Origin of the sequence: Candidatus Sysuiplasma acidicola (assembly GCA_019721035.1) — an archaeon.
GTDB classification, from domain to species: domain Archaea; phylum Thermoplasmatota; class Thermoplasmata; order Sysuiplasmatales; family Sysuiplasmataceae; genus Sysuiplasma; species Sysuiplasma acidicola.
Genome location: JAHEAA010000021.1, coordinates 1 through 13,702 on the forward strand (window position 1 = coordinate 1; position 13,702 = coordinate 13,702).

Annotated in this window: 16 protein-coding genes and 1 tRNA gene; 13 read left to right on the top strand and 4 right to left on the bottom strand. The window is 52.3% G+C overall.

Annotated elements, in window-relative coordinates; all coding sequences use genetic code 11:
- The 3 genes from KIS30_08740 to KIS30_08750 form a co-directional block, all read left to right on the top strand.
- Nucleotides 1–241: transposase (locus tag KIS30_08740; protein ID MBX8646826.1), on the top strand; the 241-nt coding region annotated here is incomplete at its 5' end.
- Complete coding sequence (locus KIS30_08745; protein ID MBX8646827.1) at nucleotides 238–1,149, top strand: IS3 family transposase; 912 nt, start codon at nucleotides 238–240, stop codon at nucleotides 1,147–1,149. The genes KIS30_08740 and KIS30_08745, both read left to right, overlap by 4 nt.
- 219 nt (nucleotides 1,150–1,368) lie before the next feature.
- Nucleotides 1,369–1,590 (top strand): hypothetical protein, encoded by a 222-nt coding sequence (locus KIS30_08750; GenBank protein MBX8646828.1) that lies wholly within the window; start codon nucleotides 1,369–1,371, stop codon nucleotides 1,588–1,590.
- 408 nt (nucleotides 1,591–1,998) lie between these two features.
- On the opposite strand, the gene KIS30_08755 is transcribed toward KIS30_08750, so the two are convergent.
- Both KIS30_08755 and KIS30_08760 read right to left on the bottom strand, forming a co-directional pair.
- Nucleotides 1,999–2,096: transfer RNA gene (locus KIS30_08755), tRNA-Met, on the bottom strand.
- A gap of 38 nt (nucleotides 2,097–2,134) precedes the next feature.
- Nucleotides 2,135–2,920 carry a 30S ribosomal protein S3ae gene (locus KIS30_08760; GenBank protein ID MBX8646829.1) on the bottom strand — a complete coding sequence of 262 codons (786 nt, stop codon included), beginning with the start codon at nucleotides 2,918–2,920 and terminating at the stop codon, nucleotides 2,135–2,137.
- A 285-nt stretch (nucleotides 2,921–3,205) separates the two neighbouring features.
- Between KIS30_08760 and lipA the strand changes: the two genes are divergently transcribed.
- The 8 genes from lipA (at nucleotide 3,206) to KIS30_08800 (ending at nucleotide 10,606) form a co-directional block, all read left to right on the top strand.
- Complete coding sequence (gene lipA, locus KIS30_08765) at nucleotides 3,206–4,147, top strand: lipoyl synthase (protein MBX8646830.1); 942 nt, start codon at nucleotides 3,206–3,208, stop codon at nucleotides 4,145–4,147.
- Between the two features lie 8 nt (nucleotides 4,148–4,155).
- Nucleotides 4,156–5,265 (top strand): pyruvate dehydrogenase (acetyl-transferring) E1 component subunit alpha, encoded by a 1,110-nt coding sequence (gene pdhA / locus KIS30_08770; GenBank protein ID MBX8646831.1) that lies wholly within the window; start codon nucleotides 4,156–4,158, stop codon nucleotides 5,263–5,265.
- 5 nt (nucleotides 5,266–5,270) lie between these two features.
- Complete coding sequence (locus KIS30_08775) at nucleotides 5,271–6,245, top strand: alpha-ketoacid dehydrogenase subunit beta (GenBank protein ID MBX8646832.1); 975 nt, start codon at nucleotides 5,271–5,273, stop codon at nucleotides 6,243–6,245.
- 12 nt (nucleotides 6,246–6,257) lie between these two features.
- Nucleotides 6,258–7,466, top strand: coding sequence for a 2-oxo acid dehydrogenase subunit E2 (locus KIS30_08780; GenBank protein MBX8646833.1), 1,209 nt, complete (start codon nucleotides 6,258–6,260; stop codon nucleotides 7,464–7,466).
- Nucleotides 7,466–8,860, top strand: coding sequence for a dihydrolipoyl dehydrogenase (gene lpdA / locus KIS30_08785; GenBank protein MBX8646834.1), 1,395 nt, complete (start codon nucleotides 7,466–7,468; stop codon nucleotides 8,858–8,860). The genes KIS30_08780 and lpdA overlap by 1 nt, the downstream gene beginning before the upstream one ends.
- A 7-nt stretch (nucleotides 8,861–8,867) precedes the next feature.
- Complete coding sequence (gene lipB / locus KIS30_08790; GenBank protein ID MBX8646835.1) at nucleotides 8,868–9,554, top strand: lipoyl(octanoyl) transferase LipB; 687 nt, start codon at nucleotides 8,868–8,870, stop codon at nucleotides 9,552–9,554.
- A 130-nt stretch (nucleotides 9,555–9,684) separates the two neighbouring features.
- Nucleotides 9,685–10,158, top strand: coding sequence for a pyruvoyl-dependent arginine decarboxylase (locus KIS30_08795; protein MBX8646836.1), 474 nt, complete (start codon nucleotides 9,685–9,687; stop codon nucleotides 10,156–10,158).
- Nucleotides 10,159–10,288: 130 nt separating this feature from the next.
- Nucleotides 10,289–10,606: a hypothetical protein gene (locus KIS30_08800; GenBank protein MBX8646837.1), complete on the top strand. Its 318-nt coding sequence runs from the start codon at nucleotides 10,289–10,291 to the stop codon at nucleotides 10,604–10,606.
- A 42-nt stretch (nucleotides 10,607–10,648) separates the two neighbouring features.
- On the opposite strand, the gene KIS30_08805 is transcribed toward KIS30_08800, so the two are convergent.
- Together KIS30_08805 and dinB are read right to left on the bottom strand one after the other, a co-directional pair.
- Nucleotides 10,649–11,356 carry a hypothetical protein gene (locus tag KIS30_08805; GenBank protein ID MBX8646838.1) on the bottom strand — a complete coding sequence of 236 codons (708 nt, stop codon included), beginning with the start codon at nucleotides 11,354–11,356 and terminating at the stop codon, nucleotides 10,649–10,651.
- Nucleotides 11,357–11,368: 12 nt separating this feature from the next.
- The gene (dinB, locus tag KIS30_08810; protein ID MBX8646839.1) at nucleotides 11,369–12,451 is read right to left on the bottom strand and encodes a DNA polymerase IV; all 1,083 of its coding nucleotides are present in this window, start codon (nucleotides 12,449–12,451) and stop codon (nucleotides 11,369–11,371) included.
- A 104-nt stretch (nucleotides 12,452–12,555) separates the two neighbouring features.
- Between dinB and KIS30_08815 the strand changes: the two genes are divergently transcribed.
- A complete protein-coding gene (locus KIS30_08815; protein MBX8646840.1) occupies nucleotides 12,556–12,945 on the top strand; it encodes a hypothetical protein in 390 nt (129 codons plus the stop codon).
- A 51-nt stretch (nucleotides 12,946–12,996) separates the two neighbouring features.
- Complete coding sequence (locus KIS30_08820; GenBank protein ID MBX8646841.1) at nucleotides 12,997–13,683, top strand: site-2 protease family protein; 687 nt, start codon at nucleotides 12,997–12,999, stop codon at nucleotides 13,681–13,683.
- Nucleotides 13,684–13,702 lie beyond the last annotated feature (19 nt).

Here is a 13,702-nt window from a genome sequence, read left to right on the forward strand (position 1 = left end):
GGGATCTGTCGTCGAAACGTGCCGGAAATACTCCATCGACCCTGCCATGTACTATCGTTGGAAGGCATCCTACGACACATTCGGAGTCGACGGTCTCAAATCACACTACAGAAGAATGGAACCAGGCCTCAGGAAACTGATGAAGGAGAACTCAAGGCTGAAGAAGCTCCTTGCAGAGAAGGATCTCACAGTGGAGATGCTCAGCGAAGCATTAAAAAAAAGGAGGATGGAAAAGAGATGAGCACACTGGCATCGGAATACGTTGGAAGAGGCATCAGCTCAACCGCGGCCGCCAGTCTTCTGCACATTCCGAGATGCGCCCTTTACAGAACACCTGTGCACTCGCCTTCCAGGAAGGGAAGGCGGTATTCCGAAATCACACTCAGAAAGACCGTGGATGGGGCATTCGTCTATCTGTCAAACGGGCAGGTGGTTGATGAGATGAAGGAGTTGCTCTCAAGGGAATTCGTCTGCTACGGTTATAAGAAAGTGGCAAAGCACCTGCAGCGTGAGGGCTTTGTGATAAACAGGAAGAAAGTACGCAGGCTGATGGCATGGAACGGTCTTCTTAACCATTCATACAACAGACGCAGCCCCGTCAGCAGAGTGGTGGAATCCAAAGTGATTGTCAGTGCGCCGAACCAGGTCTGGGAGGTGGACATAAAGTATGTCTGGATTGCCGGCGAGGAGAGGAACGCATACTTCCTCGGATTCATCGACTGCTTCACCAGGGAGGCCGTGAAGCACTATTTCGGCTTCCACTGCAACGGCGGAGATGTCCGTGAAACGATGTTCCATGCATTCCATGACAGGGGTATTGGCGAGATAGACAGCATGAGGATCAGGAACGACAACGGTACACAGCTCGTCTGCAACACCGTAGAGGAGTTCCTGGCAATGATGAACATCGGCCATGAACGCATCCATCCCCAGACGCCGAAGGAGGATGCGCATATCGAGTCCTTCAACTCCATACTCGAGAGGGAAGTGATCAGGAGATTCGAGTTCGAGAGCTTCGGCGATGCCGAAGCAACGATCAACAGATTTGTGGCGTTCTACAACAGCGAACGTATTCATTCAGCAATAGGGTACAAGACACCGAGGGAGATGTATCAGAAATGGAAAGTAAAATGTACAGAGATCGCATGAGTCATTACAAGTCAACATTGTCTCAGATTAGGGGACCAAACCACTGCTTGTTCTGTCAAGCATATACGGCATCTATCGTGCGGCCGGCACCTGAATACCTAAAAGTTTGGTGCCGGGATCCGGACTTCATCACACTTTCCTGCGTGAAGCGTTTGCCATGCGGCAAAAAGGACCTTTTCTCCCGATAGGGTTTTATCCCGCTCATACATAGCTGTAACTATGCCTGGAGAGAAATCAATCCTGGAGGGAATAAAGAGTTTCTCCCTGCCTGAGTTCAATAAGGTTGAGGGAGAACTGAAGGCCGTGAGGTCCGATATATCGCGGGTGGAAGGCACACTGAAGGCAGAGATATCGAATGTCAGGGTTGAACTCAAGGCACTCTCTGAGAAAGTGGACCTGGTAAGAGATATGGAAAAACTTAAGCTGAGAGTTCAGGAATAGGCGCAGAGAAGACAGTAAGTCTCACTCTTTATCGCACTATAATAATGCTCGAATATTCGTAGTTCAAATGTGAAATGCAGGCATTTTCAGGATTGATTATTTAAATAAAAACCTCTCCGGATTGCCTATTTTACACGAAATGGGGAGAGGAGTTTCGTGCATGAATCTGGACGGCTAGTTCATGACTGCCTTGTCCTCAGCTCCTCGACGAACTTATCCCTCAGCTGAGGGTTCTTGAGAATTTCAGACAGGACGCTTTCGAGAGGGCCCGCCTTGACGCTCTCCGGCGCGCTCCTCAGTATGGACTTTGCCAGGAGATCAACTCATAAACTGAGCTCTAGTTCAGTTCTGCAGGCCTTTTTCGCACGAAGGGATATAGGTGTTTTACAACTTAAACTGTGGGTTATGTGCCGGGGACGGGATTTGAACCCGCGGCCTTCGGATTTCCCAAGGGCAGATGCGCATCTCTATGAGTCCGACGCTCCGCCAGTCTGAGCTACCCCGGCAGCGTACGGGGGAAAGTGAAGCGGAATTAAAAATTACGTCACTCTCTCTTCGGAGAGTTGTCGATTATTTCCTCCGGAGAAATCTCTTCTTCGGCGCGAGGCGAAGGCGCAGGTGCAGGCACTTCCTGCGATGAGGGAAGTTCTTCCGCATCCTGTTCCGCTGGTTTCACGGGCTCTTCAGACGGGGGTTGTTCTGCCGCAGCAGGAGATGGAGGAATGACAAAACCTTCCGGAGGTAATGCGATGATCTCGCTGCGCCTGATTTCAACCTTCTTCATAGGTATGATGATTTTGGTCGATGCTGCTATTTCCTTGGCAAGATCTCCAGCGACGATCGCCTTGACCAGTTCTCCAAGCATCATGCCTGAGACTCTGCTCTTGACCAGACTCGTCGTTATGTTCCTTATGGATGTTTCCTGGGCCGACTGAATACGTCGCTCCGTCACTACCATCGGCTTAAGCCTGACTGTGAAGCCATCCTTGGTCACCGCATCGACAACATGCTCTGTCTTGGTTCTCTTCCTTCTTGTGAGCCTGCGCACATAATCGTTTGTGAGATCGTGGCCTATGAACTGAGTGTGAACCTCATTTCCCTTTATCGAATCCGCCTTGAACCTCAGTTTGATGTGCATCTTGGAAAAATCACCGGTCAGGTCCTGAACAGTGGCCTCAGTGGTTCTCTGATTCAGATCCTCCTGCGACGTTGCGGGCGTCTCGCCAAGCTCAATTGAATTAAACATTTCAGGAGCATAAATTTTAAACCAGGATTTCTCCTTCCACTTGTCCTTTACCTTCCTGGATGCTGACTTTGATTTATCTGCCATGTGTTGACACGCCCGTTGGACCCGTGTTAGTAAAAACAATCCATATAAAATGCTTATGGGAGGAAAAACGATAATTGCCTGTGTTCAACAGCACTGATGGCGCGCATGCACGGTCAAGTTTGTGCATCTCCTGCTGAAAATTTTTGCGGAGTTGAAGCAGGCACCCTTTGGTTCATGGCCATTAAACACGAATCTGGTTTACCCCGCTGTGCCAAAGCCTGACTTGCCAACACGTCGCTTGGATTAAAAGTATAAGGCATCAGCAGATTATGTGATCGAAAATAAATGATGGTTAACGACAGAAAGCCGGACTGGCTGCGGGTCACATTGGCATCCAACGGGCGCTACGCCGGACTCAAGAAGGGCCTCAGGGAACTTGGTCTCAAAACTATCTGCGAGGAAGCGCGCTGCCCAAACATATTTGAATGCTGGACTGGCGGTACCGCCACTATTCTGCTCATGGGCGATATGTGCACCAGGGGGTGCAGATTCTGCGCCGTCAGCACAGGGAATCCTCACGGAGTTCTCGATGCTGGGGAACCGGAGAAGGTGGCGGCACAGGTTGCCGGCAGCGGTCTTACGTATGTGGTGCTGACATCCGTGGACAGAGACGATCTATCCGACGGTGGCGCAAACCATATTGCCGAAACAGTGCGCTCGATAAAGAGACTGAACAGCAGCATACTCGTAGAAGTGCTGATGCCGGACTTTGGCGGAGACAGAGACGCTCTGGACAATATCATAGCTTCAGGCGCGGATGTTCTTGCGCATAATGTGGAAACCGTAAGGAGGCTCACACCCTCTGTCAGAGACAGAAGAGCAACATACGATCAGAGTCTTGATGTCCTGGAATACTTGAAGAAGGCCTCCGGCAGAGTTACGAAGACTTCACTCATGGTGGGCCTTGGAGAGACCTTTGACGAGATAATCGACGCACTGCATGATGTAAGGGAGAGGGGCGTAGATGCGGTCACACTCGGTCAGTATCTGAGACCCTCCGACTGGCATCTTCCTGTTTCAGAATACATTCCGCCAGAAGTATTCGATCGGTACGCCGAAGCTGCCAGAGGTATGGGATTTATAATGGTCGCCAGCGGACCGCTCGTCAGGAGTTCCTACCGGGCTGGAGAGCTGTTCTTCGAGGGGGTTCTGCGTGCCAGCCCCGCTGTCGGCGCTGGATCATCAAACACATTCCATGAGTATATTGCAGCCAACATGAAAAGGTGAAAAGTTCGATGGAAACAAAACTCAAAATGGGTACAGCACTGTTTCAGATAATAGATAATGAGGGTAACTTCGAAAAGGAGCTGGAACCCGAGATTCCGAGGGAAAAGCTCATCCGCATGTACAGGGTGATGCAGACCGTCCGGATGTTTGAAAGCATAGCAATGGGACTCCAGAGACAGGGGAGGATAGGTTTCTACATCGGTGCGGGAGGGCAGGAGGCGTGCAGCGTGGGCTCAACGGCGGCTCTCAGAGACAGCGACTGGATTTTTCCTGCCTACCGTGAACCTGGTGCACTCCTTTTGAGAGGCGAGACCGTGCTGCAGCTGTTCAACCAGCTGTTCGGTAATGAAAATGACTACAACAAGGGCAGACAGATGCCCAATCACTTCAACTCCAGGGAAAAGAACATAGTTACGCCCTCGAGTCCCATAGCAACGCAGATTCCGCATGCGGTGGGAATGGCCATGGCTGCGAAGATCAGAAAGACGGGCGACATAGCGCTCACGTATTTTGGAGACGGCGCAACTTCGGAGAATGATTTTCACAGCGGCATGAACTTTGCCGGCGTGTTCGAAGCGCCTGTTGTCATGTTCTGCCAGAACAATGGCTACGCAATATCACTCCCGACAAAGAGACAGACGAGAGCGGAAACGCTCGCACAGAAGGCTATAGCATATGGCATACCGGCAGAAAGAGTCGACGGCAACGACATACTGGCCGTATATGCCGCGACAGAAAGGGCCGCGGAAAGGGCAAGAAAGGGAGGCGGACCCACCATGATTGAAGCAATAACGTACAGGATAGGCCCGCATTCATCCTCTGACGATCCGACGAAATACAGGGACAAGAAGGAAGTGGAGGAATGGATGAAAAAGGAGCCGATTAAGAGAATGAGGGGATATCTCATCAGAAAGGGCTTCTGGAACGAGGAAAAGGAGAAGGAACTCGTCGGCGAAATAGATGCGGAAATCAGATCGGCCGTGAAGGTCGCGGAGAGGACAGGGAAGCCGCCAATAGAGTCGATTTTTGAGAATGTATACGAGGAGATGCCCTGGAACTTGAAAGAGCAACAGGATGAGACGGTTGCAAGATACGGCAGAAACTACAGAGGAGAGTGAGCCTGATGGTCGTTGAAACGCTGCTTCAGGCAGTCACCGATGCCTTGCGCACGGAGATGGAAGCCGATGACAGGGTTGTCCTGTTAGGAGAGGATGTCGGAAGAGACGGCGGCGTCTTCAGGGCAACAGAGGGACTCATAGACGCATTCGGAGCAGGGAGGGTCATGGACGCGCCGCTAAATGAGGCTGGGATAATCGGCGTGGCCACGGGTATGGCGATGTACGGAATGAGACCCGTTGCGGAAATACAGTTCATGGATTTTATATATCCCGGTTTTGACCAGATTGTAAGCGAAGCCTCGAAAATCAGGTACAGATCAGGAGGGACATATTCCGTGCCGATGGTCATCAGGACACCTTACGGCGGAGGCATCAAGGGCGGTATATACCATTCACAGAGCACCGAGGCGTATTTCACCCATACACCTGGTGTGAAAGTGGTTTCGCCGTCGACGCCGTATGATGCGAAGGGTCTGCTCATCTCATCGATGAGGGATCCGGACGTCGTCCTCTTTCTGGAACCGAAGCGTATATACAGGTCGTTCAAGGAGGAAGTGCCTGAAGGGCATTACACTGTGCCCCTCGGAAAAGCAAAGACGGTGAGGGAAGGAAAGGATGTAACACTCGTGTCGTACGGCGCATCCGTTCACACATGCATCCGGGCCGCAGAAGAGGCTTCGAAAGAGGGTATTTCCGCCGAGGTCGTGGACCTGAGAACGCTCGTTCCAGTCGATATTGAGGCGCTGCTTGCATCCGTGAACAAAACGGGAAGGCTGATTGTCGTGAATGAGGCGAACAAGACCGGAAGTTTTGCAGGAGAGATTTCCGCACTCGTTGCGGAAAGAGCCATAGACATCCTGCGTGCTCCGATTTACAGGGTTTCGGGTTTCGACGTACCATTCAGTTATACATGGGAAAACGTCTTTATGCCGGATGCGGCGAGAGTGCTTGAATACATCAGAAAGTCAGTCAACTACTGAAGAGTGATTTGATTGAAGAAAGAATTTAAACTGCCAGATGTCGGCGAAGGTGTAGCAGAGGGAGAGATAAGAAAGTGGCTTGTGAAGGAGGGAGAGAGCGTCAGGGAATTCCAGCCGCTCGCCGAAATAATGACCGACAAAGTGAATGTCGAAATGACTTCGCCGTTCACCGGCAAGATACTGAAGCTGAATGCCGGGGAAGGACGAGTCGTCAAAGTTGGCGAAGTGATAATGGAGGTTGAGGTCGAAGAGGAAACCGGTGCGCCGAAGGAGAAGAAACCGGAGCCTGCCACACCTGCACGCGCGTCAGCCGGAGAGGCGGCCCGTTCACAGAGTACAGCGGAACACATCCGGGCGACGCCGGCTGTCAGGAAGAGGGCGAGGGAACTTGGCGTCGACATTTCAACGGTTAAACCTGCAGATCCTTCAGGCAGGGTCACCACCGAGGACGTGGAGGCTGCGGCAAAGAAAGGCAGCACAGGCGCAGCAGCGACAACCGCCGGCCGCGTACCAGAACAACATGATGCGGTCGAGCGCATACCCGTTCAAGGCATAAGACGCAGGATCTTCGAAAGAATGGCCGAATCGAAGAGAAACATACCGCACTTCAGCTATGTTGACGAAGTGGACATGACCAGCATAGTCCATGCGAGGGACATACTGGCAAGAAAGTATGGGGATCGTGTCAAGGTCACCTTTCTGCCGTTCATAATAAAGGCGACAGTGGAATCGCTGAAGGAGTTCCCGTATCTCAATGCATCATACGACGAGAAGACAAACGAGATTGTGCTTAAGAAGCATCACAACATAGGAGTTGCTGTTGCGACAGAAGCCGGGCTCATCGTTCCAAACATAAAAGATGCGGACACCAAGAGCATTGAACAGCTGGCTAAAGAGGTGGAGGAACTCGCATCGAAGGCAAGGGCAGGGAGTCTGTCTCTTCCTGAGGTGCAGGGAGGCACGTTTACCATTACCAATGTCGGCCCCATAGGCGGATTGCTCTCGTCCCCGGTGATAAACTACCCGGAAAGCGCAATACTCGCCATACACAGGGTCCAGCAGCGGCCGGTGGTCCGCAATGGGCAGATCATAATCAGGGATATGATGTACTTCACCGTTGCCTGCGATCACAGAATAGTTGACGGGGCGGTGGCCGCACGGTTCGGTAACAGGCTGATAGAGTACCTTGAGCATCCGTTCCTGATGAAGCTGGAATTCTGATGGACAGATATGATGTTGTTGTGATTGGGGGTGGCCCTGCAGGTTATCCGTGCGCCATACGGCTTGCGCAGCTCGGCAGGAAGGTTCTGCTAGTCGAAAAGGAGAGCATAGGCGGCGAGTGCCTCAACTTCGGATGCATTCCCTCCAAGACAATAATACAGGCGGCGGACACGATAAGCAGATTCAAAGCGCTTGGTGAGAGCGGCATTGTGGACGCGGGCAAGGCGGACGTGAATATGGCAAAAATGCAGCAGTACAAGGAAGCAGTTGTGGCGAAGCTCACAAAGGGGGTGTCCGCACTCCTCCGATCGAACGGCGTTCAGACTATGCACGGAAAAGCGAAACTGGCTGGAAGAGGCGAAATCGATGTGGAGGGACACGGAAAGATAGCGTGTGCCAACGCCGTTATCGCCACCGGAACGGTGTTCAGCGAACTGCCTTCTCTCCCATTCGATCACAAGACAGTCATCGACGCCAGGGATTTCCTGTCGCTCGACAAGGTTCCGGAAAAACTGCTTGTCGTAGGCGGCGGCTATATAGGACTGGAACTCGGCGTCGCGGCCGCGAAAATGGGGAGCAGGGTCAGCATCGTCGAAGTCATGCAGCAGATAATGCCGGGCACCGATCAGGAAGTGCTCCGTGTTGTCATGAAGAGTCTTGAAAGACTGGTAATATCCGTGTTCACCGGCTCGACAGTGGAATCGCTCGGCAGGAAGAAAGAAGGCGCGGTCGCCTCCGTCAGGAAGCATGACGGCAGTCTTGTCGACATCGCAACAGATGTCGTCCTGGTCAGCGTGGGCAAACGCTCCGCGACAGGCACGCTCGGGCTCGAACATGCGAACGTCGCGACAGACGCAAAGGGATTCATTACAGTGGATGATCGGTGCAGGACAAGCTCTGACTGGGTCTATGCGGCGGGCGATGTCACCGGACCGCCGTTCCTTGCACACAGGGCAACAGCAATGGGGCATGTCGCTGCCGAAGCAATATGCGGCCTGCCGTCCGCGATGGATCAGAAGGTCATGCCTGTAGCCGTCTTCACCGATCCGGAGATATCGGCGGCAGGCATGTCTCAGGAACAGGCCGTTGCGGCAGGCATAAAGACAAAGACGGTAAAGTTTCCCTATGCGGCCTCGGGAAGAGCGCTTTCCCTCGGGGATACAGAGGGGTTCGTCAGACTCGTGATCGATGAAGAATACGATACAGTCATTGGTGCGCAGATTGTCGGGCGTGAGGCATCGGAGCTGATAAGCGAAATTGCGCTTGCAATAGAGATGGGAGCAACCGCGGAAGACATAGCGCTGACAGTGCATCCGCACCCGACGCTTCCGGAGATGATCATGGAAGCGGCCGAAGTTGCCGAAAAAAAACCGACACATATTTTCATTAAATGATGATACCATGCAGAGCGAATATGCCGTGGACAGTGAAAAATTCCGCAGGAAGTGCAATGTTCTCAATATCGGCCTCACAGATTACGCATACGCGCTGAATCTGCAGCGCCGACTACTAGTCCTGAGGCAGAATTCTTCCATATACGATACGCTGGTTGTCACGGAACACATGCCGGTAATCACGTTCGGTAGAGGATACAGGGATGAGCTGCCGGAACTCAACGTGCCGGTTTTCTCGATTGAGAGGGGAGGGGAGGGCACCTACCATGGCCCCGGTCAGCTGGTCGCATACCCGATAATCAACCTCACGGAAAACGGCATCGGAGTCAGAAGGCTTGTTCAGGGAATGCTACGCGCTGGCGTTGCGGCGCTGAGTGCTACGGGTATTGATGCAGAGGCGAGACTCGATCCGGTGGGCATCTGGATCGGCGACAGGAAAATAGCATCGCTCGGCATCGCTGTGAAACGATGGGTTTCCTTTCACGGGCTGGCGATTAACCTGAACAACGATCTCGATGGTTTTGCGCTCATCAATCCATGCGGCATGAGCGCATCGACGATCACATCTGCAAAGAAAGTCCTCGGCCACAGCGTAGATTTCACTTTAGTACAGCAGGCGCTCATTGATGCATTCATGAAAGAATTTGATCTTCAGCCTTCTCCGGGAAGTCTGAGCGATCTGCCTGCAGAATGACCGCCGTCGTCGCAATGAGACTCGTTAAGCAACTGCAGGCGGCAGCGATGCATTGAGAGTCACGGCAGAGACTGCAATTGTTAGCTGAAAACAAAAAGTGTTAAGAACTGGGACGAATTGAGCTGTTGCAATGTTTCCAGTTCCAACAAAATTTTTCGTGACCTCCGGCAAGGCAGTCAGCAAAGTTTCAGATCTGAATGCATTTGATCAGGCGCTGATCCTTGCAGGGATAGGAGAACAGAATCTCGTCTCTGTGTCCTCGGTGCTCCCGGTTGGCATCAGAAAAATACCAAAGAGGGATCTGCCAAGAGGTATGGTAACACACTGCGTTCTTGCCCAGATGCGCGGGGGCGAAGGCGAGACAATATCCGCGGGTGTCGCTTACGGCTTCAGGGCTGACGGACAGGGCGGTTATGTCGCGGAAGGACACATGCATGGCACGAAGAAGAATATGACACAGATACTCGAATGGAAAATGGACGAGATGGCCAAGCTGAGGCGCATAAGATTCAAGAAGATAACGTATGTTGCCGAAGAGCTGGATATACCGCTTGACCACTACGGCGCATGCCTTGCGTCCGTCGTATTCACATTTGACGACTGAAAAGGCGGCGTGACAGTTGGTGCAGGTAATCGCTTGCCCAAAATGCGGCTTGGCCAAGATCTGCGCCGAAGGTGTGGCAACCACGCGGTGTTCGCATTGCAGCACGTCGATTCACGCAGACAGAGCAACTGTGTACTACAGCGGCGGAGACAGGGAGATGGCCATGGATGCTGTCTTTAAGATTAACGCACGCTCCGGCGCATTTTCAGCCGCCGGCAGGCAGAAGAAAAACGGCGACGGGAAGGGTGTGGCGGAACGAACTGTCCGCCGTCCACAAAGGAGTCGCAGCCTGGACAGTTTCCTTTCGGCGCGGAAGGCATTCTCAGGCGAAGAATTTGCAGCGTGGATGGAGCTCGGGGCAGACAGGACAGAGAGACTGATTGCCAAACTGCTCGAAAGCGGCAGGATTACAGCTCACAGGGACGGTCATTACGAAATCGTCAGATGAGCCTAACCGTTCCGGGGGCGGACGATTGGCCCTGCGGTCTGTTCAAATCAGCCTTTTCTTCTTCTCGCTGACCCGTGCCACGGTGAAACGCGGCAATATTTTCAGAACAACATATGAATGAACAAGAAGCGCAAACAGCAGTGCGCCGGTATCGAACGCCATCGTGATCACGGACGGTGCAAACGAGAATACAGGTATCACAAGGAAACCGAAGATCGCCTGAAGCGCCACGGCAGCAACAACTCCGTAGTGAACCGCACTCTTTTCCACAGCATAGCCGATTATGCTTCCCGTAGCTCCGCCTATCAGCTCCAGACCGACGCTGTAAATGAGCAGCACGGAGAAGACCTGAAAGTCGATGGAGTTCTGCCTGAACAACTCAGCGTACTGACCCATGATCAGCCCTGCTGCCATGGCGGTTCCCAGCGACAGCCCGTAAAAACGCGTCGCGCCATTGCGCCTGACTCTGGGAAAATTCACTATGACGAGAACAATGAGCTGCTCCAAGACAAGGAAGAGCAGTGATATGATGAATCCGCCGGCAGAAAAAGGCAACTCAACAAAGAAGAGGACAGCTCCAACAACAAGGCCGACTGCAACGAGTCCGAAAACCTTTGCGTCCTCAAAATATGCGATGTCTGACTTCGGCCAAGTGTACGGAGAAAGCGAATGATAGAGCATGAACAGGGCAGGCACGAATGAAAGCACGGCGATTGTAGGCAGAAGGAACGGTATCAAATCGTTTTTCAACTCCCTATTTAATTACACGAAATCTGAAAGGGATTTCTGGCCTTTCTTCTCGGCAAGATTCGATATCTTTACGCCGATGCGCCGCAGTTTTCCTTCGTGCTCGGCAAGAAAATCATCAATCAGGTGCACCAGGATGCGCCTGCTCATCACGACATCGGACATGAAATCCTGCAGACTCCTGTTCTTTGTTCTGGTGGAAAGATCTTCCATGATGCCGGTAAACGAGATTGTCTTGAATGCAATGCCGTCTCTGTCTGCCATGGCAATAACTTCCGTCAACAGAGCGGAAGCTCTTTCTTCCAGAATAGTTCGGTCTCTGGTATCCTCCTTCAGGGTTACAATTCGCCCGTACTGTTCGCGCTTTCTGTCTTTCACAGGCTCGTCGTCAATCCCTCTGCATGCATTATAGAGCCAGGAGCCCATGCTTACTCCGAATTCGCGCTGCAGCTGTCTGAGCTCGATAAGACGCAGATCTCTGACCGTCTGCACATCCATGCTGTTCAATTTTCCCTCAGTGACCTTGCCGACACCGAACAGTTTTCCAACAGACAGCTGCTCCAGGAACGACTGGACGTCTTCCTCGTTTATCACTGTGAGTCCGTCAGGTTTTATCATCCCGGCTGCCATCTTGCTGATCAGCTTGTTCGGGCCGACACCGACAGAGCAGGTGAGGCGTTCACGGCTCAGTATCTCAGCCTTCAGTTCCATGGCTCTCTGTCGTGCCTGCTCAATGCTGTCGAGCGTGCCTGTCAATTCAAGATACGCCTCATCTACGCTTGCCTGCTCCATGACGCCGGAGAAGGCACGGAGTATAGCCATGACTCTCTCCGAGACCTCATCATAATAGTCGAGATCCGCGCGGATGAACTTCGTGTCGCTGTTTGCCATCCGCTTTGCGGCAACTATAGGCAGGCCCGAGCGGATTCCAAGTTTTCTCGCTTCGTAATTTGAAGTGGAGACGGCGCCGCTGTCCTCCGTTCTGCCGGAATATATGCACACAACCGTCGGCTTGCCTTTCAGCTCCGGATTCCTCAGCTCTTCACACTGTGCATAGAAATAATCCAGGTCCACATGCATGACAATCCGGTCAGCCACATTCCGGCATCGCACCCGTACCTAAATAATGTAATCGTCCTGCATCCGCGAGCACGTCCAAAACATTATTGTTTATATACGATCCAAAGTTATTGTCACAAACGATGTCAAAAAGGAGCAACAGGGCGCTGCTCGGCATACTGTCCCTGATAATAGTGGTTCTTGTTATTTCAACGGCATATCTGGTGTCGGTTGTACAGATGGGGCAGTTCGCAAAGTTGGCAACCAACGACCGTGTGAATATTTCGTCGTTCGGAAAGGCAGTGAGACTCCTGCAGGTGAGGTATTCGGGATATCTTACGCTCATTTACAACGCCTCATCCTCAATATACCTGACAGTCAGTTACAGTTACGCGGGACACAATTTTACGGCCACCTATTTCGGCAGCAGCAACGATATCAGACTCGCAGTCCTTCCGGCAGAACTGACACTGACGTTTTACACCGCATTTGGCTCGGCAAACGTGAGATACAATGCGATTCTGGAGTACTGAACACTGAATGTGCGACACATATTTTGACCGGACAGGAGACGTGCCTGAAATATGAGCAGAAGAGACAGCTACACGTACAGTTTTGACATGGAACACGGAACAGGAAGCGACGGAACACCTTACTATTACGTTCCGAAGAGGAGCGTAAGGTTCAGCAGGGAGGAGATCGGGCACCTGCTGCTCGCAATGGTTGTTCTCATGGCTGCCTTTACAATCATGCTCGGAGGCATGCAGCATCTGGCGTCTATAGGCGGCTACCTGCTGGTTTCCGCGACTGCCGTTCTGACAGGTTTCCTGTTTCACGAACTCATGCACAAATACGTTGCGCAGAAATACGGCGCATGGGCGGAATTCAGATCGTCGAGATTCGGCCTGCTGTTTGCACTGATAACTTCATTTTTCGGTCTGCTGTTCGCGGCGCCCGGTGCGGTATACATATCGGGGAACTTGAACCGCAGGGAAAACGGTACCGTCAGTCTGGCCGGACCCATGACCAACGACGTATTTTCGGCCGTGTTCCTGATGCTGGCAGTTGCGGTTCAGGGCAATCCGTTCCTCTTCGATTATTTTGCATATGTTTCGTTCCTTGACGCCTGGCTTGGTCTCTTCAATATGATTCCATTCCCCCCACTGGACGGTTCAAAAGTATTCATGTGGAATAAGCGTGCGTTTGCAGTGGGATTGATAATACCGGCAGCATTCATAGGCATACTGGCCACGATGCACATCGGCCTGTGAAAGCACCGGCCTGTGCACC

Bases quoted from the DNA above. Each gene is read 5' to 3' on its own strand.
- lipB (MBX8646835.1), top strand. From the start codon at position 8,868: ATGCAGAGCGAATATGCCGTGGACAGTGAAAAATTCCGCAGGAAGTGC.
- KIS30_08750 (MBX8646828.1), top strand. From the start codon at position 1,369: ATGCCTGGAGAGAAATCAATCCTGGAGGGAATAAAGAGTTTCTCCCTG.
- pdhA (MBX8646831.1), top strand. From the start codon at position 4,156: ATGGAAACAAAACTCAAAATGGGTACAGCACTGTTTCAGATAATAGAT.
- KIS30_08745 (MBX8646827.1), top strand. From the start codon at position 238: ATGAGCACACTGGCATCGGAATACGTTGGAAGAGGCATCAGCTCAACC.
- KIS30_08820 (MBX8646841.1), top strand. From the start codon at position 12,997: ATGAGCAGAAGAGACAGCTACACGTACAGTTTTGACATGGAACACGGA.
- KIS30_08795 (MBX8646836.1), top strand. From the start codon at position 9,685: ATGTTTCCAGTTCCAACAAAATTTTTCGTGACCTCCGGCAAGGCAGTC.
- lipA (MBX8646830.1), top strand. From the start codon at position 3,206: ATGATGGTTAACGACAGAAAGCCGGACTGGCTGCGGGTCACATTGGCA.
- KIS30_08815 (MBX8646840.1), top strand. From the start codon at position 12,556: ATGTCAAAAAGGAGCAACAGGGCGCTGCTCGGCATACTGTCCCTGATA.
- KIS30_08775 (MBX8646832.1), top strand. From the start codon at position 5,271: ATGGTCGTTGAAACGCTGCTTCAGGCAGTCACCGATGCCTTGCGCACG.
- lpdA (MBX8646834.1), top strand. From the start codon at position 7,466: ATGGACAGATATGATGTTGTTGTGATTGGGGGTGGCCCTGCAGGTTAT.
- KIS30_08760 (MBX8646829.1), bottom strand. From the start codon at position 2,920: ATGGCAGATAAATCAAAGTCAGCATCCAGGAAGGTAAAGGACAAGTGG.